The organism is Kribbella sp. NPDC031520, assembly GCF_055580825.1.
Genome location: NZ_JBVIKS010000001.1, coordinates 834,061 through 853,666, shown reverse-complemented (window position 1 = coordinate 853,666; position 19,606 = coordinate 834,061). Strand labels below are relative to the sequence as shown.

The 19,606-nt window shown below is 68.7% G+C and carries 22 protein-coding genes; 14 read left to right on the top strand and 8 right to left on the bottom strand.

Going from position 1 to position 19,606, the window contains the following annotated elements:
- Positions 1 to 91 precede the first annotated feature (91 nt).
- Entirely contained in the window at positions 92 to 946 is an 855-nt protein-coding gene (locus ACZ5BU_RS04265) for a phytanoyl-CoA dioxygenase family protein (protein WP_465695427.1), read from the bottom strand.
- 127 nt (positions 947 to 1,073) lie between these two features.
- Between ACZ5BU_RS04265 and ACZ5BU_RS04260 the strand changes: the two genes are divergently transcribed.
- On the top strand, positions 1,074 to 1,802 hold the full coding sequence (locus tag ACZ5BU_RS04260) for a helix-turn-helix domain-containing protein (RefSeq protein WP_465695426.1): 729 nt from the start codon (positions 1,074 to 1,076) through the stop codon (positions 1,800 to 1,802).
- Here the strand turns inward: ACZ5BU_RS04260 and ACZ5BU_RS04255 are convergent.
- Positions 1,799 to 2,911: a citrate synthase 2 gene (locus ACZ5BU_RS04255; protein ID WP_465695424.1), complete on the bottom strand. Its 1,113-nt coding sequence runs from the start codon at positions 2,909 to 2,911 to the stop codon at positions 1,799 to 1,801. The two genes, ACZ5BU_RS04260 and ACZ5BU_RS04255, sit on opposite strands and share 4 nt — an antisense overlap.
- Before the next feature lie 156 nt (positions 2,912 to 3,067).
- Here ACZ5BU_RS04255 and ACZ5BU_RS04250 point away from each other — a divergent pair, with 156 nt between their 5' ends.
- Positions 3,068 to 3,628, top strand: coding sequence for a hypothetical protein (locus tag ACZ5BU_RS04250; RefSeq protein ID WP_465695423.1), 561 nt, complete (start codon positions 3,068 to 3,070; stop codon positions 3,626 to 3,628).
- Positions 3,629 to 3,644: 16 nt separating this feature from the next.
- The gene (gene pdxH, locus ACZ5BU_RS04245; protein ID WP_465695422.1) at positions 3,645 to 4,283 is read left to right on the top strand and encodes a pyridoxamine 5'-phosphate oxidase; all 639 of its coding nucleotides are present in this window, start codon (positions 3,645 to 3,647) and stop codon (positions 4,281 to 4,283) included.
- Here pdxH and ACZ5BU_RS04240 read toward each other — a convergent pair.
- Positions 4,235 to 6,412 carry an MMPL family transporter gene (locus tag ACZ5BU_RS04240; protein WP_465695420.1) on the bottom strand — a complete coding sequence of 726 codons (2,178 nt, stop codon included), beginning with the start codon at positions 6,410 to 6,412 and terminating at the stop codon, positions 4,235 to 4,237. The two genes, pdxH and ACZ5BU_RS04240, sit on opposite strands and share 49 nt — an antisense overlap.
- Before the next feature lie 112 nt (positions 6,413 to 6,524).
- On the opposite strand from ACZ5BU_RS04240, the gene ACZ5BU_RS04235 reads away from it, so the two are divergent.
- The 3 genes from ACZ5BU_RS04235 to ACZ5BU_RS04225 all read left to right on the top strand — a co-directional run bounded on the left by ACZ5BU_RS04235 (position 6,525) and on the right by ACZ5BU_RS04225 (position 8,768).
- Positions 6,525 to 7,229, top strand: coding sequence for a TetR/AcrR family transcriptional regulator (locus tag ACZ5BU_RS04235; RefSeq protein WP_465695419.1), 705 nt, complete (start codon positions 6,525 to 6,527; stop codon positions 7,227 to 7,229).
- 271 nt (positions 7,230 to 7,500) lie between these two features.
- The gene (locus tag ACZ5BU_RS04230) at positions 7,501 to 7,791 is read left to right on the top strand and encodes a hypothetical protein (RefSeq protein ID WP_465695417.1); all 291 of its coding nucleotides are present in this window, start codon (positions 7,501 to 7,503) and stop codon (positions 7,789 to 7,791) included.
- Positions 7,791 to 8,768 carry an SPFH domain-containing protein gene (locus ACZ5BU_RS04225; RefSeq protein WP_465695416.1) on the top strand — a complete coding sequence of 326 codons (978 nt, stop codon included), beginning with the start codon at positions 7,791 to 7,793 and terminating at the stop codon, positions 8,766 to 8,768. The genes ACZ5BU_RS04230 and ACZ5BU_RS04225 overlap by 1 nt, the downstream gene beginning before the upstream one ends.
- 12 nt (positions 8,769 to 8,780) lie before the next feature.
- On the opposite strand, the gene ACZ5BU_RS04220 is transcribed toward ACZ5BU_RS04225, so the two are convergent.
- Positions 8,781 to 9,491 carry a hypothetical protein gene (locus ACZ5BU_RS04220; RefSeq protein WP_465695414.1) on the bottom strand — a complete coding sequence of 237 codons (711 nt, stop codon included), beginning with the start codon at positions 9,489 to 9,491 and terminating at the stop codon, positions 8,781 to 8,783.
- A 238-nt stretch (positions 9,492 to 9,729) separates the two neighbouring features.
- On the opposite strand from ACZ5BU_RS04220, the gene ACZ5BU_RS04215 reads away from it, so the two are divergent.
- The 5 genes from ACZ5BU_RS04215 (at position 9,730) to ACZ5BU_RS04195 (ending at position 14,336) form a co-directional block, all read left to right on the top strand.
- The gene (locus ACZ5BU_RS04215) at positions 9,730 to 10,383 is read left to right on the top strand and encodes a TetR/AcrR family transcriptional regulator (RefSeq protein ID WP_465695413.1); all 654 of its coding nucleotides are present in this window, start codon (positions 9,730 to 9,732) and stop codon (positions 10,381 to 10,383) included.
- Positions 10,384 to 10,510: 127 nt separating this feature from the next.
- Positions 10,511 to 11,461, top strand: a complete 951-nt coding sequence (locus ACZ5BU_RS04210; RefSeq protein ID WP_465695411.1) for an ROK family protein — start codon at positions 10,511 to 10,513, stop codon at positions 11,459 to 11,461.
- Entirely contained in the window at positions 11,458 to 12,588 is a 1,131-nt protein-coding gene (gene nagA / locus ACZ5BU_RS04205; protein ID WP_465695409.1) for an N-acetylglucosamine-6-phosphate deacetylase, read from the top strand. Before ACZ5BU_RS04210 ends, nagA begins: the two co-directional genes overlap by 4 nt.
- A complete protein-coding gene (locus ACZ5BU_RS04200) occupies positions 12,576 to 13,490 on the top strand; it encodes a 1-phosphofructokinase family hexose kinase (RefSeq protein ID WP_465695407.1) in 915 nt (304 codons plus the stop codon). Before nagA ends, ACZ5BU_RS04200 begins: the two co-directional genes overlap by 13 nt.
- A gap of 9 nt (positions 13,491 to 13,499) precedes the next feature.
- Entirely contained in the window at positions 13,500 to 14,336 is an 837-nt protein-coding gene (locus tag ACZ5BU_RS04195; protein WP_465695406.1) for a class II fructose-bisphosphate aldolase, read from the top strand.
- On the opposite strand, the gene ACZ5BU_RS04190 is transcribed toward ACZ5BU_RS04195, so the two are convergent.
- On the bottom strand, positions 14,333 to 14,695 hold the full coding sequence (locus ACZ5BU_RS04190) for a hypothetical protein (RefSeq protein WP_465695404.1): 363 nt from the start codon (positions 14,693 to 14,695) through the stop codon (positions 14,333 to 14,335). The two genes, ACZ5BU_RS04195 and ACZ5BU_RS04190, sit on opposite strands and share 4 nt — an antisense overlap.
- Positions 14,696 to 14,739: 44 nt before the next feature.
- Here ACZ5BU_RS04190 and ACZ5BU_RS04185 point away from each other — a divergent pair, with 44 nt between their 5' ends.
- The 3 genes from ACZ5BU_RS04185 to ACZ5BU_RS04175 all read left to right on the top strand — a co-directional run bounded on the left by ACZ5BU_RS04185 (position 14,740) and on the right by ACZ5BU_RS04175 (position 17,218).
- Entirely contained in the window at positions 14,740 to 15,297 is a 558-nt protein-coding gene (locus ACZ5BU_RS04185; protein ID WP_465695402.1) for a hypothetical protein, read from the top strand.
- 75 nt (positions 15,298 to 15,372) lie between these two features.
- Positions 15,373 to 15,897, top strand: a complete 525-nt coding sequence (locus ACZ5BU_RS04180; protein WP_465695401.1) for a hypothetical protein — start codon at positions 15,373 to 15,375, stop codon at positions 15,895 to 15,897.
- Between the two features lie 127 nt (positions 15,898 to 16,024).
- Positions 16,025 to 17,218, top strand: coding sequence for an APC family permease (locus ACZ5BU_RS04175; protein ID WP_465695400.1), 1,194 nt, complete (start codon positions 16,025 to 16,027; stop codon positions 17,216 to 17,218).
- Here the strand turns inward: ACZ5BU_RS04175 and ACZ5BU_RS04170 are convergent.
- From ACZ5BU_RS04170 to ACZ5BU_RS04160, 3 genes are read right to left on the bottom strand one after another with little or no spacing between them, the layout of a single operon-like run.
- Positions 17,184 to 18,239, bottom strand: a complete 1,056-nt coding sequence (locus ACZ5BU_RS04170; RefSeq protein WP_465695398.1) for an ABC transporter permease subunit — start codon at positions 18,237 to 18,239, stop codon at positions 17,184 to 17,186. The genes ACZ5BU_RS04175 and ACZ5BU_RS04170 overlap by 35 nt on opposite strands.
- A complete protein-coding gene (locus ACZ5BU_RS04165; RefSeq protein WP_465695397.1) occupies positions 18,236 to 19,117 on the bottom strand; it encodes an ABC transporter ATP-binding protein in 882 nt (293 codons plus the stop codon). The genes ACZ5BU_RS04170 and ACZ5BU_RS04165 overlap by 4 nt, the downstream gene beginning before the upstream one ends.
- Positions 19,114 to 19,509 (bottom strand): GntR family transcriptional regulator, encoded by a 396-nt coding sequence (locus ACZ5BU_RS04160; protein WP_165546354.1) that lies wholly within the window; start codon positions 19,507 to 19,509, stop codon positions 19,114 to 19,116. Before ACZ5BU_RS04160 ends, ACZ5BU_RS04165 begins: the two co-directional genes overlap by 4 nt.
- Positions 19,510 to 19,606 lie beyond the last annotated feature (97 nt).

Genomic DNA, 19,606 nt, shown 5'->3' with positions numbered 1-19,606 from the left:
ATTCCCTTCGTCGTCTGCATTCAGAAAGCCGACGACGCTGTCAGCGCGTTCTATCCTCGCACACCCCGTCCAACCGACACGCCGGGGTGTCTCATTCGTGCTTCCGGATGGTTCGTTCGGTGCCGGTCAGGAGGGCAACGGGGCCGTCGGCGGTGTCGGTCCACTCGCCGCAGGCGCCGCCGCCCTTGGCAACCTCCAGCACCAACTCGGTGCCGTCCATCCGCAGCGCCGGGTGGTAGTACTGCGCGACGCGCTCCGCCTCGCCCTGGATGTAGTGGCCTATCAGTGCCCGCCGGAAACGGTCGGTCGTCACGTTCGGGTTGCTGCCGTGCACCAGTGCGCCGTGGAAGAACAGCACGTCGCCGGGTTCCATCTCGATCGGTACGGCGGCCTCGGCCGGCGGCAGCGGTACCGTCACGTCGGTGAAGCTGACGGTGGTGTCGGCCTTCTCCGTGCACAGGATCGGCCAGCGGTGCGAGCCCGGTACGACCTCGAGGCAACCGTTCGCGACGTCGACGTGGTCGAGCGCCATCCAGGCCGCGACGCACGTACCGGGGTCGGCCTTCAGGTAGAAGTTGTCCTGGTGCAGCGCCTGCCCACGCGAACCGGCGGGCTTGAAGTAGACCATCGTCTGGACCGCGTACGGCGACCTGCCGAGCAGCGCTGTCAGCACCTCGTCGATCCGCGGGTCGATCAGCCACCGCAGCGACGCGTCGTCCCAGCGGTGCATCTGCGCCATCCGCGGGTACCGCTTCAGCGGGTCCCGGTCGGTCGAGTCGAGGCCCGCGAAGTCGTGCGACCGCGGCCCGCGCTGCCGAACCTCCATGTAGTGGTCGCGCAGCCGCTCGGCCTCGTCGGTGGAGAACAGCCCGCGAACCAGCGTGTACCCGGTCTGCTCGAACTCGTCCCGGCGCAACTCGGCGTCCAGGTTGTATGAAACGCTCATGCACGACTCCCGCGTAGGTGCTCTAGGCTGTCAACAACCTCAATTTTCCTGCCAACCAACCGCGCAGGACCACGGACGATTCACGCGAGGACTTGAACTTTTGTTGCACCCAGTCGACCTCGAACGGATGTCCGCCCCGACCTTCTGGCGGTGCGAACCGAGCTGGTCCTGGACCTCGCCACGGCTCGCGGACCACCTGCTCTGGTGCGTCGTCGACGGGCGCGGCGCCCTCGAACTGGACGGCCGCCGCCAGGAGCTCCGTCCCGGCGTCTGCGCCGTGTTCCAGCCCGGCGACGCGCCCCGGGCGACCCACGACCCGCACCGCCGGCTGCTCGTCTTCGGCATGCACTTCGTGACCACGCGGACGGTCGCGCCGGAGCCGCGCTGGGGTGAGGTGATGGATCGCGAGCTGCTCGGGGTCCTCGCCCGCACCAGCGATGCGGCGTACCGGCGCGGTGATCCGATCGGGCGGCGGCAGGCCGAACTGTGCCTCGAGCAACTGATCGCGCTGGTCTGGGACGCCGTCCACAACCCCGGACGTGGTGGCACCGACGTGGCGGTCGACGAGATCGCCCGGCAGCTCCGGGAGGACCCGGGCCGCGACTGGACCGTCAGCCAGATGTCACGCGGCGCCGCGCTCAGCCGGGCGCAGTTCACCCGCCGCTTCGTCAAACAGTTCGGGATGTCGCCGGCGCAGTACCTGATCCAGGCCCGGATCGACCGCGCGCACCAGCTTTTGACCGAGAGCGGCATGACCGTCACCGAGACGGCCACCGCCCTCGGCTACACCGACGTCCCGTACTTCAGCCGCCAGTACAAGCAACGGACTGGGCGAAACCCGAGCCAGGACCGTTAGGCCCAGGATGGGTTCCAGCCCTCGATCGAGTCGGCGGGGCGGGAGGCCGGGCCGGAGTAGATCGCGGACGGGCGGATCAGCCGGCCGGTGCGCTTCTGCTCCAGGACGTGCGCGCTCCAGCCCGCGGTCCGCGCACAGGTGAACATCGACGTGAACATCGGCGGCGGTACCTCCGCGAAGTCCAGTACGATCGCCGCCCAGAACTCGACGTTCGTCTCCAGTACGCGGTCCGGCCGGCGCTCGCGCAGCTCGGCCAGCGCGGCCTGCTCCAGCGCCTCGGCCACCTCGTACCGCGGGGCGGCCAATTCACGCGCCGTACGGCGAAGGACCCGGGCGCGCGGGTCCTCGGCCCGGTACACGCGGTGCCCGAAACCCATCAGCCGCTCGCCCGCGTCCAGCAGACCCTTCACGTAAGACCGTGCGTCACCAGATCGCTCGACACCCTCGATCATCGTCAGCACTCGCGCCGGCGCACCGCCGTGCAGCGGACCCGACATCGCGCCGACTGCGCCCGACAACGCCGCCGCCACATCCGCACCGGTGGACGCGATCACCCGCGCGGTGAACGTCGACGCGTTCATCCCGTGCTCGGCGGCCGACGTCCAGTACGCATCTACCGCGCGGACGTGCTTCGGGTCGGGCTCGCCGCGCCAGCGGATCATGAACCGCTCGGTGATCGTGTTCGCCTTGTCCACCTCACGCTGCGGCACCATCGGCTGCCCGATCCCGCGGGCCGCCTGCGCGACGTACGACAACGCCATCACCGCCGCGCGGGACAGGTCGTCACGGGCCTGCACGTCGTCGATGTCGTACAGCGGCCGCAGACCCCAGGCCGGTGCCAGCATCGCCAGCGCGGACTGTACGTCGACCCGAATGTCGCCGGTGTGCACCGGCAGCGGGAACGGCTCGGCCGGCGGCAGACCGGGTGTGAACGCACCGTCGACCAGCAGGCCCCACACGTTCTCGAACGGCACCCGGCCGACCAGATCCTCGATGTCCACACCGCGGTAGCGGAGGGCCGAACCTTCCTTGTCCGGCTCGGCGATCTGCGTGTCGAACGCGACCACGCCCTCCAGCCCGTGCTGCACCTCGGTCCTCGGATCAGACATACGGCTCCCTTGTCCAAATGGTCAGGGCGCAGGCTCACCAGGAGAGCCGGCGCACCTGGGCGCTCAGGCAGCATAGTTCTCCGCGCCGACGACCGGACAGATTTGTGACCGGTTCGGCCGGCCGCAATGCACCGGACAGGGGTCTAGTCTCGGTGCATGGCAAAGCCCCTCCCCGCCCTTGGGCTCGTGATCGGCGTTATCGCCACCTACGTCGCACTCGGCACTTCGTCCTACGCGACGTCCCGGCTGATGCTGCGTCTTCAGCTGTATCGCAACGACCTCGGACACTCGCTGCCTTGGCTCGCGTTGCTGATCGCGATCGCGGTCGTGCTCGGGTTGCTGATGATGGCGCCCGTGATCGGCGCAGGAGTGACGACGGGGACGGGCCTGATGCTGACCGTCACTGGATTGGCAGTCATGGTGCTGCCGCTGCGGCAGACGTTCGATCTGGTGAAGCTGTTCGAGTTCCCGGGGTCGCGCTATGGCGCGTCATACCTGTTGTTCGACGGGTCGATCGTGTTGTTGGGCATACCACTGTTGCTCGTGGGTATTCGCCGGTGGGCGCAGGACGCCAAGCTGGCCAAGGGGTTGCCAGGGCCGCAACAACCGCAGCAGTGGGGCGGCTACCCGGGCCAGCAACCGTTGCCGCCATGGCCGGACCACCAACAGCAGCAGTACCCGCCGCCGCAGTACCCGGGCCAGCAGCCGCCTCGGTGACACGTAGGCTCGGCCTGTGGATCTAGGCGAGATGCGGGAGACGTACGGCCTCGGGGAGCTGCTCGAGAGCCAGGTGGATGCCGACCCGTTCGTGCAGTTCCAGACCTGGCTGGAGCAAGCGCGCCAAGCCGGCCTGGCTGAGCCCAACGCGATGGTGCTGGCAACGGCCGATGCGAACGGTCGCCCGTCGGCTCGGACCGTGCTGCTGAAGCGCCTGGACGAGCGTGGCTTCGCGTTCTACACCAACCAGCAGTCCCGCAAGGCGGAAGACCTTGCCGCGAACCCCCTCTGCGCTCTGGTGTTCCCCTGGCATGCCATGGAGCGACAGGTTCGCGTAGAAGGCACCGTCACCAAGCTCCCCACGGACGAGGTCGACGAGTACTTCGCCAGCCGTCCCCGTGGTTCGCAGCTAGGGGCCTGGGCCTCACAGCAGAGCCAGCCGGTCGAGTCGCGCGAAGAGCTCGACCTGCAGTACGAGTCGTACGAGCGGCAGTGGCCGGACGGCACCAAGATCTCCACCCCGTACTTCTGGGGCGGCTACCTCGTCGCCCCGGAGGTGTTCGAGTTCTGGCAGGGCCGTACCGGCCGGCTGCACGATCGCCTGGCCTACCGCCGTACCAACTCGTCCTGGGTGCTCTCCAGGCTCCAGCCCTGATCGTCGGACTCCCGGAAGCCGTGCCTCTTCCACCAGCGCACCAACGGCCGCGGCGCCCACCAGTTCGCGCGGCCGAGTAGCCGCATCGTTGCCGGTACCAGCAAGGCCCGTACGATCGTCGCGTCCAGGGCGATCGCGATCACCAGCCCGACGCCGATCATCTTCACGAACACGATGCCCGACGTAGAGAACGCGGCCACCACGATGATCAGCAGCAACGCCGCGCTGGTGATGATCCCGCCGGTGCGCTGCAGCCCGAGCGCGACGGACTGGGTGTTGTCGCCGGTCCGGTCGTACTCCTCCCGGATCCGGCTGAGCAGGAACACCTCGTAGTCCATCGACAACCCGAACAGTACGGCGAACAGCAGCACCGGGTTCGTCGCGTCCAGGAACCCGGCCGGGGTGAACCCCAGCAGCCCGGACAGATGTCCGTCCTGGAAGATCCAAACCATCGCCCCGAACGCCGCGGACAGCGACAGTACGTTCATCACCAAGGCCTTCAAAGGCAACGCGAAGGAGCCGAAGGCAACGAACAGCAGCACGAACGTGACGATCACGATGAACCCGGCCATGTACGGCGCGCGCTCCTTCAACACGTGCAGCAGATCGATCACGGCCGCTGTCTCCCCACCGACCTGCACGCTGGTGCCGCTAGGTGCAGGCACCGCCCGCACCCCGTGGACGACGTCCCGCGCCGGCAACTCCTGCCCGGTGTAATGCGTGTGTACGACGACCGACGCGACACCGTGCGCATACCCACCGAGCCGCACGTCCTGCACGTCCCGCACCTGCCTCAAGCCGGCGATGTACGGCGCCAACGCCGCGGACGGATCTGCCGGAGGAGAAGAGAACTGTACCGCCGCGTAGATGTCGGAGCCGCCCGCACCCGGGAAGTCCCGCTGCAGGGTCTCGGTCACGGTCCGCGAGGTAGCGCCCGCAGGCAACGACCGGTGGTCCACTCCGCCGAGTTGCGCGTTCAGGAACGGGATACCCAGCACGAGCAGTACCGGGACCAGGATCACGACGTACCGCACCGGCCGCTGCATCACGCTGTGTGCCAGGCGGTACCAGGCACCATGCCCGGAAGCGGAAGCCTTGCGGGGCTTGAAGATCCGCAGGTTGTTCACCCGGTGCCCGAGCACCGCGAGCAGGGCGGGCAGCGCCGTCAACGCCGCGACCATCGCGATCGCGACCGCCGCCGCGCCGCCGTACGCCATCGACTTCAAGAACATCACCGGGAACAGCACGAGGCTGCTGATCGCGACGCCGACCGTCACCCCGGAGAAGGCCACCGTGCGTCCGGCGGTCGCCATCGTCGCGGTCAGCGCCGTCTCGACATCGTTGCCGTGCGCAAGCTCCTCACGGAACCGGGTGACGATGAACAACGCGTAGTCGATCGCGAGTCCGAGCCCGATCATCGTGACGATGTTGATCGAGAAGATCGACACGTCGGTGATCGCCGACAGCCCGCGGAGCAGGACGAACGCGCCGAGGATCGCGAGCGCGCCGACGAACAACGGCAGCGACGCGGCGACCAGACCACCGAAGACGACGACCAGCAGCACCAGCACGATCGGCGTCGAGATCGACTCGGCCTTCACGATGTCGTGCTCGGTCTGCGTGTTCACCTCGTCGAAGACGGCCACCTCACCGCCGACCTTGGTGTCCAGTCCGTGTGCCTGTGACCGGAGTTGCTCAGAGACTTTGTGGAAGGTCGTCAGTCGGTCTTCCTGCGTCGCGCCGGCCAGCGTCAGTACGGCGTACGTACTGTGCTGGTCCTTCGACACGAACGCCGGCGACTTGGTGCTCCAGTACGTCGCAACGCCGGTCACGTCGGCGGACGGCAGGCCGGACAGGTGCTGCTCGACCGACTGCCGGAACGCCGGATCGGCGACGGTCGACGACGGGCTGCGGTAGAGCACGATCACGTCGGTGCCGGTCCGGCCGACGTTCTGCTCGATGGTCTTGACCGCGTTCGCGGCCTCGGTGTTCGGCGCGTCGAAGCCGCCGTTCGCCAGCGAGCCGAACACCCCGGTGCCCCAGGCGAGGCCGAGGACGACGAAAACTCCGGTGAGGGCGAGCACCAGCCGGCGCCGCCGGTACGTGAAATGGCCGAGCGTCTCGAACACGAGCTCTCCCGAAGGGCGTAGATTGAGCGGAAGGCGTCAAGTGAACAGTGTTAACTGTTAACGGTGTTCACTCTAGGCGTCGCCCCCATGCCTATGTCAAGGAGTGTTCGGAGTGGAGAGCCGGGACCGGCGACGTGCGGCAACGCTGGCGGAGATCAAGACGGCCGCCCGGCGGCTGCTGATCTCGGGTGGTACGCCGGCCGTCGGCCTGCGTGCGGTCGCCCGCGAACTCGGCCTCACTCCGCCGGCCCTGTACCGGTACTTCCCGAGTCACGAGGCGCTGATCAGCGCGCTGATCGCGGACCTGTACGACGAACTCACGACCGCGCTGATGAGCCTGCAGACCGGCGACATCGACCTGGGCAACCGGCTGTTCCTGCTCGCGAACGGGCTCCGGGACTGGGCGCTCGCGCATCCGGCGGAGTTCGGGCTGGTGTTCGGCACCGCCGTACCGAATCCGGACGACGAGGACCACGAGGCGACGCCCGGGCATCAGGCGGCGATGCGGTTCGGAGGACTGTTCAAGGAACTGGTCGCGCAGATCTGGCACCAGCAGCCGTTCCCGCATCCGGCCGACGAGGACCTTGGGCCGGCGCTGGCCGAGCAGCTGGCCGCCGAGTCGGAGCACTTCCACGGGATGCCGCCCGGCGCGATCTACCTGTCGCTGAACTACTGGACCAGGCTGTACGGCCTGATCTGCATGGAGGTCTTCGGCCAGCTGCACTGGGTGCTGCCGGACGCCGCCGCGTACTTCGAGGCGCAACTACGGGAGATCGGCGAGGCGCTCGGGCTGGACTGCCCGCCGCCGGAGGAATAAGGAAGCCCGCGGGCGCTTCCAGAGACACGACCGGGTGGCCGAACTCAGGGTCAGGCGGACTACCTGACTGCCCGCGGGCCCGGTGGCTGGCGTTATATTGGCCGACCACTTGCCCCACTTAACTGTGGTTGGCGGGTTAGCCCGCCGCCACCTCACGAGTCCGATAGCAATTCATGCGTTGGACCACCTCCCTTCGCGTGTACCAAAAACCTATCGCCGGGCGGATCGCCGTTCAACCCGTTTTCGCCCAGGGATGAACGAGAATCGGGACATGATCGAACTGGGCCTGATTCCGCTGCTGCTGCTGATCGGAACCGGCTGGATCGCGTGGGCGTCGTACCGCCGGGCGGACCAGGCCGAGCGGGCGCTGGCCGCGGCCAACGCCGAGCAGCGGGCGCTGATGCAGGAGGTCAGAGCGCTGGAGCGGGCGGTCGCGGCGGCCGAACAAGGCCTGCGTACGCTCAGCTCGCATCCATCGGTGCCGCGTGACGTCGCGCTCACCGCAGACCTGACCATCGCCGACGTACGGCGAATAGTTGATCGCAAGGAGACCGACGACTGATGGCAAAACTGGGGAACGCTGCGGCGGCGATCAAGCCCAAGGGGGGCGGCAGCGTCAAGGTGAAGGTGATCGGGGGGCTGATCGTCGGTGTGATCGCGCTGATCATCCTGTTCAACGTCTTCAACTTCGCGAACACCGACACCAACCGGATCGGCCTGCACTACGGCGGCGGTGTGATCGAGGACAAGAAGTTCAAGTCGATCATCCCGCCGGGTTCGACGAACAAGCTGATCGGCCCGGGCGACACCGTCTACACGTACCCGATCGACCAGCGCTCGTACATCATCGGCGGCGACGGCGCCGACACGGATGCGGCCGACGAGGTCACCGTGGTCAGCAAGGACAACGTCCGCCTCGGGGTCCGCGTCCAGGTGTACTTCACGCTGAACCGGGACAAGGACGTGATCAAGTCCTTCCACGAGCGGATCGGCCTGAAGACCGAGGCGTACGAGGAGCGCGGCTGGAAGGACATGCTGCAGAGCTACTTCCGTCCGCAGATCGACCGGGCGCTGTCTGCGGTCGCGACCAACTACGGCTGGGCGGAGCTGTACAACAACGAGGCGAAGAAGTCCGCGTTCCAGACCGCCGCGGCCAAGGAGTTCACCCGGCTGCTGCCGGCCGCGGTCGGTGGCGACTACTTCTGCGGCCCCGGCTACAACGGCAGCAACGACTGCGGCGAGCTGTCGTTCACGATCCAGAAGCCGATGCCGCTGGACAAGGGCATCATCGACGGGCTCGAGGCCAAGCAGCGCGCCGAGCTGGCGAAGGCCACGCAGGAGCAGAAGAACCAGCAGGTCCAGGTCGAGCTGCAGTCGGTCCAGCAGCAGGTCAAGCTGCTCGGCGCGAACGGCTACCTGCTGAAGTCCGCGATCGAGTCGGGCAAGATCCAGTTCATGGTGATCCCGCAGGGCGGCAACGTCAGCATCCCGGTGCCGACCACGGCACCGACGACCCAGCCGACCGAGCCGGCCAGGTAACTTCGGGAGCGCCTAGTTGAAGGCACCTGGATCGACCGTGATCCAGGTGTGCTTCGCGCGGGCGAGCACGCGGCCGTCGGCGTCGTACAAGGTGCTCGCGGTGAACGTCTTGCGGCCGTCCTCGCCGAGGTAGCGGCCGAGCGCGACGCATTCCTCGCCGACCTGCGGGCGTGCGTCGATGCACGCGGTCAGCTGGCCGAGGACGGACGGGCGTCCTTCGAGGTCGATCGTCCAGCCGCCGGGGCAGTCCAGCGCCGCCCACAGGAACACCTCGTCGACGAGCCCGTCGGTTGCGAGCTCCGCAGCGGGCCGCCAGGTGCACGCCGTACGGCCGCTGCCGATCGGTCCCGGCTTCAACTGCAGGCCGCGCTGGTTCGCCGGTCCGCAGACGAAGCAGGCCGGGAACGGGTGGTCGTGCAGCCCGCGGTACGACGCCTCGGCGGCGCGTGCCTCTTCGGGCAGTACTGGATCGATCGTCGCGTCGGCCAGGAACTCGTCGTCGACCGCAACGCCCTCAGCCACCACAACATCACCGTCCGTGAGCTTGCCGGACGTGAGTTCGAGGTCCTTCTCCAAGGGCGGCGGCATCCGCAAGGTCACCTTCGGCACCTGCGATCCGTCCAGTTCCGCGGCCACCGCCGTCCCGACCAGACCGGCGACGTACCCGCCGTTGCCCGACCGCTCCGGCCCCCGGAACTGCCGCTCGACCCGCACCAAAGTCATGGCTCGCGAGCCTAACCCACTAACGGATTTCACCCGTTCGCGCACGGCCTGTGGTGGAGGTGTGAAAGGAGAGGTCGATGGGAAGGAAAGGGTTTCAGGGAAATCTGAGGATTTCTCGGAGATAACCGAGCTGAGCCCTCTCGTTCAAACGACCGTTTGAACTATGCTGACTGCAGGCTACTGCGCGTGAGCAGGTGGGGTGCCTGCGCGTGCGGTAGCCGGGGGGAAGGAGAACTCTGTGGAAACACCGGTCGAAACGACCAGGGAGAGGTTGCTCAACGTCGCCGAGCAACGGTTCGGCGAAGGGGGCTACGAGGGGACGTCGCTGCGCGCCATCACGGTCGCGGCGGCCGCGAACATCGCGGCGGTCAACTACCACTTCGGCTCGAAGGAAGCCTTGCTGCGCGCCGCGGTCGGGCGCGCGATGGCGCCGGTCAACACCGAACGGCGGCGCCGGCTGGACCAGTTGGAAGCGGGCGGCGAGCCGACGCCCGAGGAACTCATCCGGGCGTTCGTCGAGCCCGGGCTGGAGCTGGTACTGCGTCGTGGTGAACGCGGCGCGGTGGTGGCACGCTTCATCGGCCGGATCGCCTTCGATCCGAGCCGCCGGATCCGGGAGCTGTATGCGGCCGAGTCGGATCCGGTCGAGAGCAGGTACCTGGCCGCGCTCCGCAAGGCGCTGCCGCAGGCGTCACCGGAGGCGGTCGCCTTCGGGTACGTCAACATGCAGGGCCTGCTGGCACTGCACCAGTCCCAGGCCCTCTCCCCGCCGCCGGGTGCCGCCGGCCCGGGGAACCCGGGAAGCCTGGGCAGCACTGAGGACCCGAGCAAGCTCGCCGAGAACCTGGTGGCCTTCCTGGTCGCCGCGTTCGACCGCGGTCTGCGCTCCTGACGTCTGGAAACCGTGGATTCCCTGCCCACGGTTCTCAGGCCGCACCGCGCAGTGGTCCGGGTGAGTTTTGTCCGTGTTTTGCTCATGGATGTTCGGACCCAGGGGTAACGCTGCATAATGGCGCTCCGTGGACCCCTGTGAAGTCGTGGTTGCCGTCGACCTCGGTGGAACCCGGATGAAGTGCGGCCTGGTCGCCGCCGACGGTGCCGTGCTGCACCGCGAGACCAGGCCGACGCCCCGGGCCGATCCGCGGGACGGCGGCCGCGCCGTGCTCGACGCCTTGCTGGAAACCGTCGTCGAGCTCGGCCAGAAGGCGACCGCCGAGGGCCACCGGGTGCGCGCGATCGGCGTCGTCGTACCGGGCGTGATCGACGCCGAGCACGGCACCGTCGGCGCCGAGAACCTGGAGTGGGTCGGTACGCCGGTCCTCGCCTCGTTGCAGGCAGCGGTGGCCGAGGACGTGCCGATCGTGCTGGCCCACGACGTCCGCGCCGGCGGGTACGCCGAGTTCCGCCAGGGCGCCCTGGCCGGGACCACGAACTCGATGTTCCTCCCGCTCGGTACCGGGATCGCGGCCGCGATGATCGTGGACGGATCGCTGGTCAGCGGCGACGGGTACGCCGGTGAACTCGGTCACTCGAAGTTCGTCCACGGCGACGCCGCCGAACTCTGCGCCTGCGGCCAGTGGGGCTGCCTCGAAACCGTGGCCTCGGCCGCGGCACTGGCCCGCCGGTACGCGGCCCGCACCGGACGGACCGTGGACGGCGCCCGCGAGGTGATGGAGTTGCTCGCCGCCGGCGACCCGGACGCCGCGTCGGTGTGGAAGGACGCGCTGACCGCGCTGATCGACGCCTTGGTGCTGTACACGACACTGGTGGCGCCGACCCGGATCGCCATCGGCGGCGGCCTGATCGGCGCCGGCGAGACGCTGTTGCAGCCGCTCCGCGAAGGTGTGCACGCGCGGCTGACGTTCCAGCGCGAGCCGGAGATCGTGGCGGCCGTGCTGGGCGAGGAAGCCGGCATGCTCGGCGCCGCGCAGATGGCCTGGGACCGCGCGCACGAGGAGGAGGCGGTATGACGACCTATCGGGTGGGCCGGGTGGTGACGCCGGACGACGTACTGGAGAACGCCTGGATCCAGGTCGAGGGGGAGGACATCCGGGCGTTCGGCCGCCGGTCCGAGGGGATGCCCGCCGACGGCAAGCGGCCCGAGGACCTCGGCAATGTGACCGTCGTACCGGGGTTCGTCGACATCCACACCCACGGCGGCGGCGGGTCCACGTACTCGACGACCGACCCGGAGGAGGCGCGCAAGGTCGCGGCCTTCCACGCCAAGCACGGTACGACGACCACGATGGCGAGCCTGGTGACCGGGCCGCTCGACGAGCTGGTCGCGCAGACCGCGTGCCTCTCGGAGCTGATCGAGGACGGCGTGATCGCCGGGGTCCACCTCGAAGGACCGTTCCTGTCCGAGGCGCGCTGCGGTGCGCATGAGCCGACGCTGCTGCGGCCGCCGCTCAAGGACGATGTCGCGACGGTGCTCAGCGACGCGGTGAAGATGGTGACGATCGCGCCCGAGCTGGAGAACGGGCTGGACGCGATCCGCCAGGTGGTCGACGCCGGCGCGGTCGCGGCACTCGGGCACACCGACGCGACGTACGAGCAGATGGTCGCCGGTGCCGACGCCGGCGCGACCGTCGCCACGCACCTGTTCAACGGGATGCGGCCGTTCCACCACCGCGACCCGGGACCGGTCGGCGCCGCGCTGAACGACGAGCGCCTGCTGCTCGAGGTGATCAACGACGGCATGCACCTGGACCCGCAGGTCGTCCGGGTCGCGCTCGCCGCGGCCGGAGTGGACCGGATCGCGCTGATCACCGACGCGATGATGGCGACCGGTATGCCGAACGGCCGGTACCACATCGGCAGCCTCGAGGTCGACGTCAAGGACGGCCTCGCGACCCTCGCGCACGGCAGCCACTCGATCGCCGGGTCCACGCTGACCATGGACGTCGCGTTCCGGAACGCGGTCAACGCCGGCACCTCGCTGGTGGACGCGTCCCGGATGGCGTCGACGACTCCGGCGCAAGCGTTCGGCTGGTACGACGTGGGCTCGATCGAGACCGGGAAGCGGGCGGACCTGGTGCTGCTCGACGACTCGTACGCCGTCCAGAAGGTGATGCGGGCGGGGTCGTGGCTGGACTGATCGGAACCGTCACTCTCAACCTCGCGCTGGACGTGACGTACGAGGTCGACGAGCTGCGGGTCGGCGGGAGTCATCGCGTCGACCGGATCCGGCGGCGCGCCGGCGGCAAGGGCGTGAACGTGGCGCGGGTCGCCGCGACGCTCGGGCATCAGGCGCTGGTGCTGGGCTTCGTCGGTGGCGTGACGGGCGAGCTGGTCGCGGAGGAGCTGTTCGACGCGGGGCTGACCGCGCTGCTCACCCCGATCGCCGGCGAGACCCGCCGTACCGTTGCCATCGTCAACGATGTGGACGGGGATGCGACGATCTTCAACGAGGCCGGGCCTGTAGTGAGTGCCGACGAGTGGCGGGCCTTCGGCGATCGGATGCCCTGGGGCCGGCTCGGAGTGCTCGCGTGTTCGGGGAGTCTGCCGCCGGGGATCCCGGCCGACGCCTATGCGGAGCTCGCGGTGCGGGCGCGGCATCACGACGTACTGTCCGTGATCGATGCCGGGGGAGACGCGCTGAAGACCGCGGCCGGTGCCGGCGCAGTGGTGCGGGCAAATGCGGCCGAACTGCGTGCTGCCGTTGGGGATCTGGACGTCGAAGACGGCGCGGCGGAGCTCGTCGCGCTCGGTGCGACCGCGGCCGTGATCACGGACGGACCGCGCGGGATGGTTGCTGCCAGCAAGAAAGGCGTCTGGCGGGCGATGCCGGTCGAGACCGTGCGCGGAAACCCCACCGGTGCAGGGGATGCGTGTACGGCGGTGGTCGCGGCTGCTGTTGCAGAAGCGCCCGAGCCGGACTGGTCCGTCGTACTCAAATCTGCTGTCGCGGCATCCGCTGCCGCCGTTCTGACGCCCGTTGCCGGAGACATCGATCTCGCTGCGTACCGGCGTTGGCAGCCTCAAGTGACCGTAAATTAAGGAGTTCTCATGCCGTTGGTTTCCGGTGCCGAGGTTGTCTTGGCTGCTGCGAAGGCCGGTCGTGGGGTCGGTGCGTTCAACGTGATCCAGCTGGAGCACGCGACCGCGCTGATCGCGGGCGCCGAGCAGGCCGGTGCGCCGGTGATCCTGCAGATCAGTGAGAACGCGGTGAAGTACCACGGCGCGCTGAAGCCGATCGGGGTCGCAACGCTGGCCGCCGCGGCCGCCGCGTCCGTGCCGGTCGTCGTCCATCTCGATCACGCGATGGACCGCGACCTGGTGACCGAGGCGGTGTCGCTCGGGTTCACGTCGGTGATGTACGACGCGTCAAAGCTCGAGTACGCCGACAACGTTGCGGCGACCACCGAGGTGACGGCGTTCTGCCACGACCACGGGGTCTTCGTCGAGGCCGAGATCGGCGAGGTCGGCGGCAAGGACGGCGTCCACGCACCGGGCGCGCGAACCCGCCCCGACGAGGCCGTCGCGTTCGCCGAAGCCACCGGTGTGGACGCGCTCGCGGTTGCGGTCGGCTCGTCGCACGCGATGACCGAACGGACGGCGACGCTCGACTTCGACCTGATCACCCGGCTGCACGAGGCGGTCGCCGTACCGCTCGTCCTGCACGGCTCGTCCGGTGTCGCGGACCCGGACCTGACCCGCGCGGTCGAGGCCGGCATGACCAAGGTGAACATCGCGACTCACCTCAACAACGTCTTCACCGACCGGGTCCGCCAGGTCCTCGCGGACAACCCGAAGCTGGTCGACACCCGCAAGTACCTCGGCCCCGCACGAGACGCCGTCGCTGTCGAGGTGGCCCGCCTGCTCGCCGTACTGAAGGCTGTCTAAAGCGTCGCGGCGCCGCGGATCCAGTGGGCGCGGAGGTTGTCGCGGGCGCGCTGGACCTGCTCGCGGGCGGCCGGGTCCGGTACTTCGAAGTCGTCGATCAGGCGGGTGAGCGCGAGTTCGAGCGCGGCGACCAGCGCGTCCTCTTCGGAGAGGTCGGACTCGGCTACTCCGCGAAGGCCGGCGGCGAGCGCGGTCAGCCCGGCCCGCTCATGCTCGGTGAACTGCATCCGCACCTCGGTCTTGTCCGCGCCATCGACTCCGCCCCGCACTCGCCCGTCCACTCCGCTGTCCTCCCCGACTGTCAACTGCACCGGCTGGTCCGCCGAACACTCCGACGTCTTCAATGTTGGTACAGTCATGGTGCAGTGCAACGACCGTGTTGCACAAGAGTGAGGTGTCGCGGATGACGGTGGCGATGGACGAGGCCCTGCGTACGGCGACCATCGCCGTACTGTCCGAGCACGGCTGGAGCGGCGTGACGCTGGAGCGGGTCGCGGAGAAGGTCGGCCGGTCCCGGGTGACGTTGTGGCGGCAGGGGCTGACCGTCGAGTCGTTGCTGAGTTCGTTGCTCGACGCGCTGGCGGACGACTACCGGGACACGATGTGGCCGGTGCTGGCCGGCTCGGGGACCGGGCGGGACGGCCTGGTCCGCACGCTCGAGGCGTTGTTCGACGTGATCGACCGGCATCTGCCGTTGATGTTGTCGTCGGACCTGGTCTTCCACCAGGAGCAGGCGCGGAACGGGCCGGTGTCGTTCCTCGATCCGTTCGAGCGGTTCCTCCGGGAGGGGGAGGCGGACGGGACGCTGCACCCGCACGGCCGGATCAGCGACGTCGCCGAGGTGCTGTTGGTGTCGGCGGCGTTCACGTACGTCCACATGCGCGGGCGGCACCACTGGTCGCGCTCGCGGGCGCGACGGTTGACCCTCGACCTGGTCCTTCGCGGGGTCGTCGAAGTTTGAAACATGCCTGTTGCATTTTCTGCAACGGACGTGTTTCACTGACGGCATCATCACCGTCTTGCGCAGGAGATCGCCATGACCCTTCCGTACGCCGAACCGCTGGTCGTCCTCGAGCCGCAGCCCCGGGTCGTTCCCGAACCGCCGCGCGTCGGCGAGCCCGGCGGCGCACCTTGCGGCCTGTGTGACTGGCTGGCCGACTTCGAACAGTCCGAACACGATGCGCCGCTCTGGTACGACGACAACTGGGCGCTGTGCCGGGCGACCGGCGTCACCATCCCCGGCGTGGTCTGGCTGACCAGCCGGAGCCACCACGACTCGTTCGCCGATCTGCCGGACAAGCTCGCGCAGAGCTACGGCCCGGTGGTCGGCCGCATCGAGCGCGCCATCCTGGGACTCGGCGACATCGCCCGCGTCCACGTCTACCGCTGGGGCGACGGGAACGCTCACTTCCACGTGTGGTTCTACCCCCGCCCGCTGGGCATGCTCGAGGCCAAGCGCGAGATGCTGGCCGTGTGGGCGAACGTCCTACCCGAAGCCCCCAAGGAGGTCGTCGCCGATGCCGAAGCGAAGATCGCCGCGGCCATGGCGGAGAGCAACTGACATGAATGAACCCGACCCGACCGCGCCGACAGGTGGAGCAGGCGGCGCAGCCTCCCCGCGCTCTGCTTCGCCGTCGCCCGTCCCCGTAGGGGGCGGGTTGGCGCGGCGGTTGGGGGTTGGGGATGCGGTGGTGATCGGGCTCGGCTCGATGGTGGGGGCCGGGGTGTTCGCCGTCTGGTCCCCGGCTGCTCGGGCTGCTGGTTCCGGTCTGCTCGTGGGGTTGATGATTGCCGCGGTTGTTGCTTACTGCAACGCGGTTTCCTCAGCTCAGCTGGCTGCTGTGTACCCGGTGTCGGGTGGGACATATGTGTACGGACGGGAGCGCCTGGGGGAGTGGTGGGGGTTCGCGGCCGGGTGGTGTTTTGTCATCGGCAAGACCGCCTCCTGTGCCGCGATGGCGTTGACGTTCGCGACCTATGTGGTACCGAATCACTGGGCGCAGCGGGTGGTTGCGTTGGCCGCGGTTGTGGTGTTGGCGGGGGTCAACTACCGAGGCGTGACGAGGACCGCGCGGCTCACCAGGATCCTGGTCACCTGCACCCTGGTAGTGCTGGCGCTCGTGCTCGTCCTGCTCTACTCGGCTCCGTCGAGCCACCACACGACAGCGAGCACCTCGGCGTACGGCGTGCTGCAGTCCGCCGGGCTGCTGTTCTTCGCCTTCGCCGGCTACGCGCGGATCGCCACCATGGGAGAGGAGGTCCGTGAACCCGCCCACACCATCCCGCGCGCCATCGGCATCGCCCTGGTGATTGCCATCGGCATCTACCTCGCGGTCGCCTTCGCGCTCCTCAGAACGAGCGATCCCGCGTCGACCGCGGCGCCCCTCGCGTCCGCGGTCGACGGGGCCGGTGCGGCCTGGGCGGTCCCGGCGGTCCGGATCGGTGCCGCCCTGGCCAGTCTCGGTGCGCTGCTCGCGTTGATCGCCGGCATCGGCCGGACGACGCTCGCGATGGCCCGCAATCGCGACCTGCCGTCCTGGCTGGCCGCCGTACATCCCCGCTTCCAGGTCCCGCACCACGCCGAGCTCGCGCTCGCCGTGGTGGTCGGGATCCTGGTCCTGACCACCGATCTCCGGGGAGTGATCGGCTTCTCCTCGTTCGGTGTCCTGCTGTACTACGCGATCGCGAACGCCTCCGCGTTCACCCAGCCGGCCGACCAGCGCCGCTGGCCCCGCGCCGTCAACGTCCTCGGCCTCACCGGCTGCGTCGTCCTCGCGGTCTCGCTGCCATGGACGTCCGCGGTGGTCGCCGCGGCCGTCCTCGCCGCCGGCCTGCTGGTACGCCGGTTCACGACAGGTCGCGCCGGATCCGCCAGAAACTGAACCCGGCCAGCAACGACGCGAGTACGAAGAAGAACCCGAACTCCCGCCACTGCAACGCCCAGAACCGGTCCGCTGTGAAGTACTTCAGGCGCTGGCGATATCCGTCGCCGGCCAGCCGCTGGTAACAGGCGGCAGCCTTCGGCGACACGTTGCCCTGGAAGGAGACCCTGTCGCTGCCCGGAGGCGGAGCTGCCGGGGCGCAGTCGATCACCCAGTCCGGCAGCGAGCTCACCGGTTTGCCGGCCTTGTCGACTGTCCGGTCGTAGAACTTCCAGGCGCCCACCGCCCCGGATGCCACCTCTATCTGCAGGATCCTGCCGTTCGGGCCAGTCATCCCGAAGCCGCGGATGTTGTCCTGCGACACGGTGAGGTACGACTCCGTCGGCGCCAGCAGATGCGGCCGGATCAGCGACGGCGTCAGGATCTCCACGAGGATGACCACGGTCAGCGTGACTGCGAGGGCGACCACAGTACGGCGAACGACGAGGCCCATCGCGACACCGAAAGCGAACGCGAAGGCGGCGTAGCCGACCGGGACCAGGCCGCGCGCACCGAACGGCAGCGGGAACATCCGCGGCATGTAGGTGTTCGAGTCCTGACCGGCGTTGATCGCGTCGTCGATCGGGGCCGACCACTTGGTTACGGCGAAGCTGAGCAGACCGGCGATACCGACCGCGGCCAGGCCGGTGAGGCCCAGCTTGGTGGCCAGCCAGCGCCACCGGGAGATGCTCTGACTCCACACCAGCCGGTGAGTGCCGGTCTCAAGTTCGCGGGCGATCAGCGGCGCGCCCCAGAAGGCGCCGATCACCGGCGGTACGGCGTACAGCAGCACGATCCCGACCTGGTACAGCAGGGGATTCAGCCGCTGGTAGCCAAGGTTCTGGAGGAAGCCGGTGGTCCACCGGTGGTAGTCGTCGAGCAGTCCGGGACCGGTTGCGGCGAAGAAGATCGCGGCGGCCAGGATCACCGTCGCCACGACCAGGAACTGGACGCGGAACTGCCGCCAGGTCAGCCAGATCATCGTTGCACCTCCAGTGCCGGGCGCTCGGCCGGCTGCACGTCGCGGCCCATGTAGGCCAGGACGAGGTCCTCGAGCGTGAGTTGGGAGACCGTCCAGGCCGGGTCGTGAATCGGCTGTTCGGTCCGGATCAGGTATGTCGACTGCCGGTCGGTATGGCTCGCGGTCACCACGTGCTGATCTCGCGGCAGGTCCTTCGGATCGCGCCGTGGACCGACCAGACGGAAGTGCGTCGCCAGCAGGTCGTCGATCTCGCCGCTGACCTGAACCCGGGAATCGACGAGCACGATCAGGTAGTCGCACGCGCGTTCCACATCGGACACGAGATGCGAGGACAGTACGACGCTGAGCTCCTGGTCGGCGACGGCCTCCATCAGGTCCTGCAGGAACTCGCGCCGGGCCAGCGGATCCAGTGCCGCCACCGGCTCGTCGAGGATCAGCAGCTCGGGCCGTTTCGCCAGCCCGAGGGTCAGCGCGAGCTGTGCCCGCTGACCTCCGGACAGCCGCCCGGCCCGCTGCTTCAGGTCCAGCTTCAGGTGCTGAACCCGTTGCTGTGCAAGGGATTCGTCCCACGCCGGGTTGAGCCGCGCACCGAGCTTCAGATGGTCGCCGACGCTCAGTCGTCCGTACGTCGGCGTGTCCTGCGCGACATATCCGACCTTCGCCTGCTGCGTCCCGGCCGCCGCCCCGAGCACCTCGACGGACCCCGCACTCGGCGACAGCATGCCGACGGCGAGATTCAGGAACGTACTCTTGCCGGCCCCGTTCGGCCCGACAAGCCCGACCACGTGCCCGGCCGGAACCTCCAGATCACAGTCGGTCAACGCCCAGCGCCGCCCGTACTTCTTCCCCAACCCGTGGGCCTGCAGAACGCTTGTCATGCTATGTGCTCCTCCTGAGAGGCGGACCGAAAGGTGGTCAGGAACAACGCCTCGATGCTCTCGTCGTCGAGGCCTGCCTTGCGGGCCTTCGCCAGCCAGCGGCGGAGGTCCTGGCGGAGCGGGCCGTGGGCGGCCAGCGTGTTGTCGGTGAGGGTGCGGGTGACGAACGTGCCGCGCCCGGGGCGGGCCTGCACCAGCCCTTCGTGCTCGAGTTCGCGGTACGCCTTGAGCACGGTGTTCGGGTTGATCGCCAGCGCAGCGACGACGTCCTTCACGGTCGGCAGCTGGTCCCCCTCACGCAGCAGTCCGAGCCGCAACGCGTTCCGGACCTGCTGCACGATCTGCTGGTACGGCGAGACCCCCGACCGGCCGTCCAGATGGAACTCGATCATCAGTTACCTCATTCATCTAGGTAACTAGCACTATAGAGCTATGGACCAAGCGGCCGTCAAGAGGCCGGGAATTGGGTAAGGCTTGCCTACATAGGTG

Bases quoted from the DNA above. Each gene is read 5' to 3' on its own strand.
- ACZ5BU_RS04265 (WP_465695427.1), bottom strand. From the start codon at position 946: ATGAGCGTTTCATACAACCTGGACGCCGAGTTGCGCCGGGACGAGTTC.
- ACZ5BU_RS04260 (WP_465695426.1), top strand. From the start codon at position 1,074: ATGTCCGCCCCGACCTTCTGGCGGTGCGAACCGAGCTGGTCCTGGACC.
- ACZ5BU_RS04255 (WP_465695424.1), bottom strand. From the start codon at position 2,911: ATGTCTGATCCGAGGACCGAGGTGCAGCACGGGCTGGAGGGCGTGGTC.
- ACZ5BU_RS04250 (WP_465695423.1), top strand. From the start codon at position 3,068: ATGGCAAAGCCCCTCCCCGCCCTTGGGCTCGTGATCGGCGTTATCGCC.
- ACZ5BU_RS04230 (WP_465695417.1), top strand. From the start codon at position 7,501: ATGATCGAACTGGGCCTGATTCCGCTGCTGCTGCTGATCGGAACCGGC.
- ACZ5BU_RS04225 (WP_465695416.1), top strand. From the start codon at position 7,791: ATGGCAAAACTGGGGAACGCTGCGGCGGCGATCAAGCCCAAGGGGGGC.
- ACZ5BU_RS04220 (WP_465695414.1), bottom strand. From the start codon at position 9,491: ATGACTTTGGTGCGGGTCGAGCGGCAGTTCCGGGGGCCGGAGCGGTCG.
- nagA (WP_465695409.1), top strand. From the start codon at position 11,458: ATGACGACCTATCGGGTGGGCCGGGTGGTGACGCCGGACGACGTACTG.
- ACZ5BU_RS04195 (WP_465695406.1), top strand. From the start codon at position 13,500: ATGCCGTTGGTTTCCGGTGCCGAGGTTGTCTTGGCTGCTGCGAAGGCC.
- ACZ5BU_RS04190 (WP_465695404.1), bottom strand. From the start codon at position 14,695: ATGACTGTACCAACATTGAAGACGTCGGAGTGTTCGGCGGACCAGCCG.
- ACZ5BU_RS04185 (WP_465695402.1), top strand. From the start codon at position 14,740: ATGACGGTGGCGATGGACGAGGCCCTGCGTACGGCGACCATCGCCGTA.
- ACZ5BU_RS04180 (WP_465695401.1), top strand. From the start codon at position 15,373: ATGACCCTTCCGTACGCCGAACCGCTGGTCGTCCTCGAGCCGCAGCCC.
- ACZ5BU_RS04170 (WP_465695398.1), bottom strand. From the start codon at position 18,239: ATGATCTGGCTGACCTGGCGGCAGTTCCGCGTCCAGTTCCTGGTCGTG.
- ACZ5BU_RS04165 (WP_465695397.1), bottom strand. From the start codon at position 19,117: ATGACAAGCGTTCTGCAGGCCCACGGGTTGGGGAAGAAGTACGGGCGG.
- ACZ5BU_RS04160 (WP_165546354.1), bottom strand. From the start codon at position 19,509: ATGATCGAGTTCCATCTGGACGGCCGGTCGGGGGTCTCGCCGTACCAG.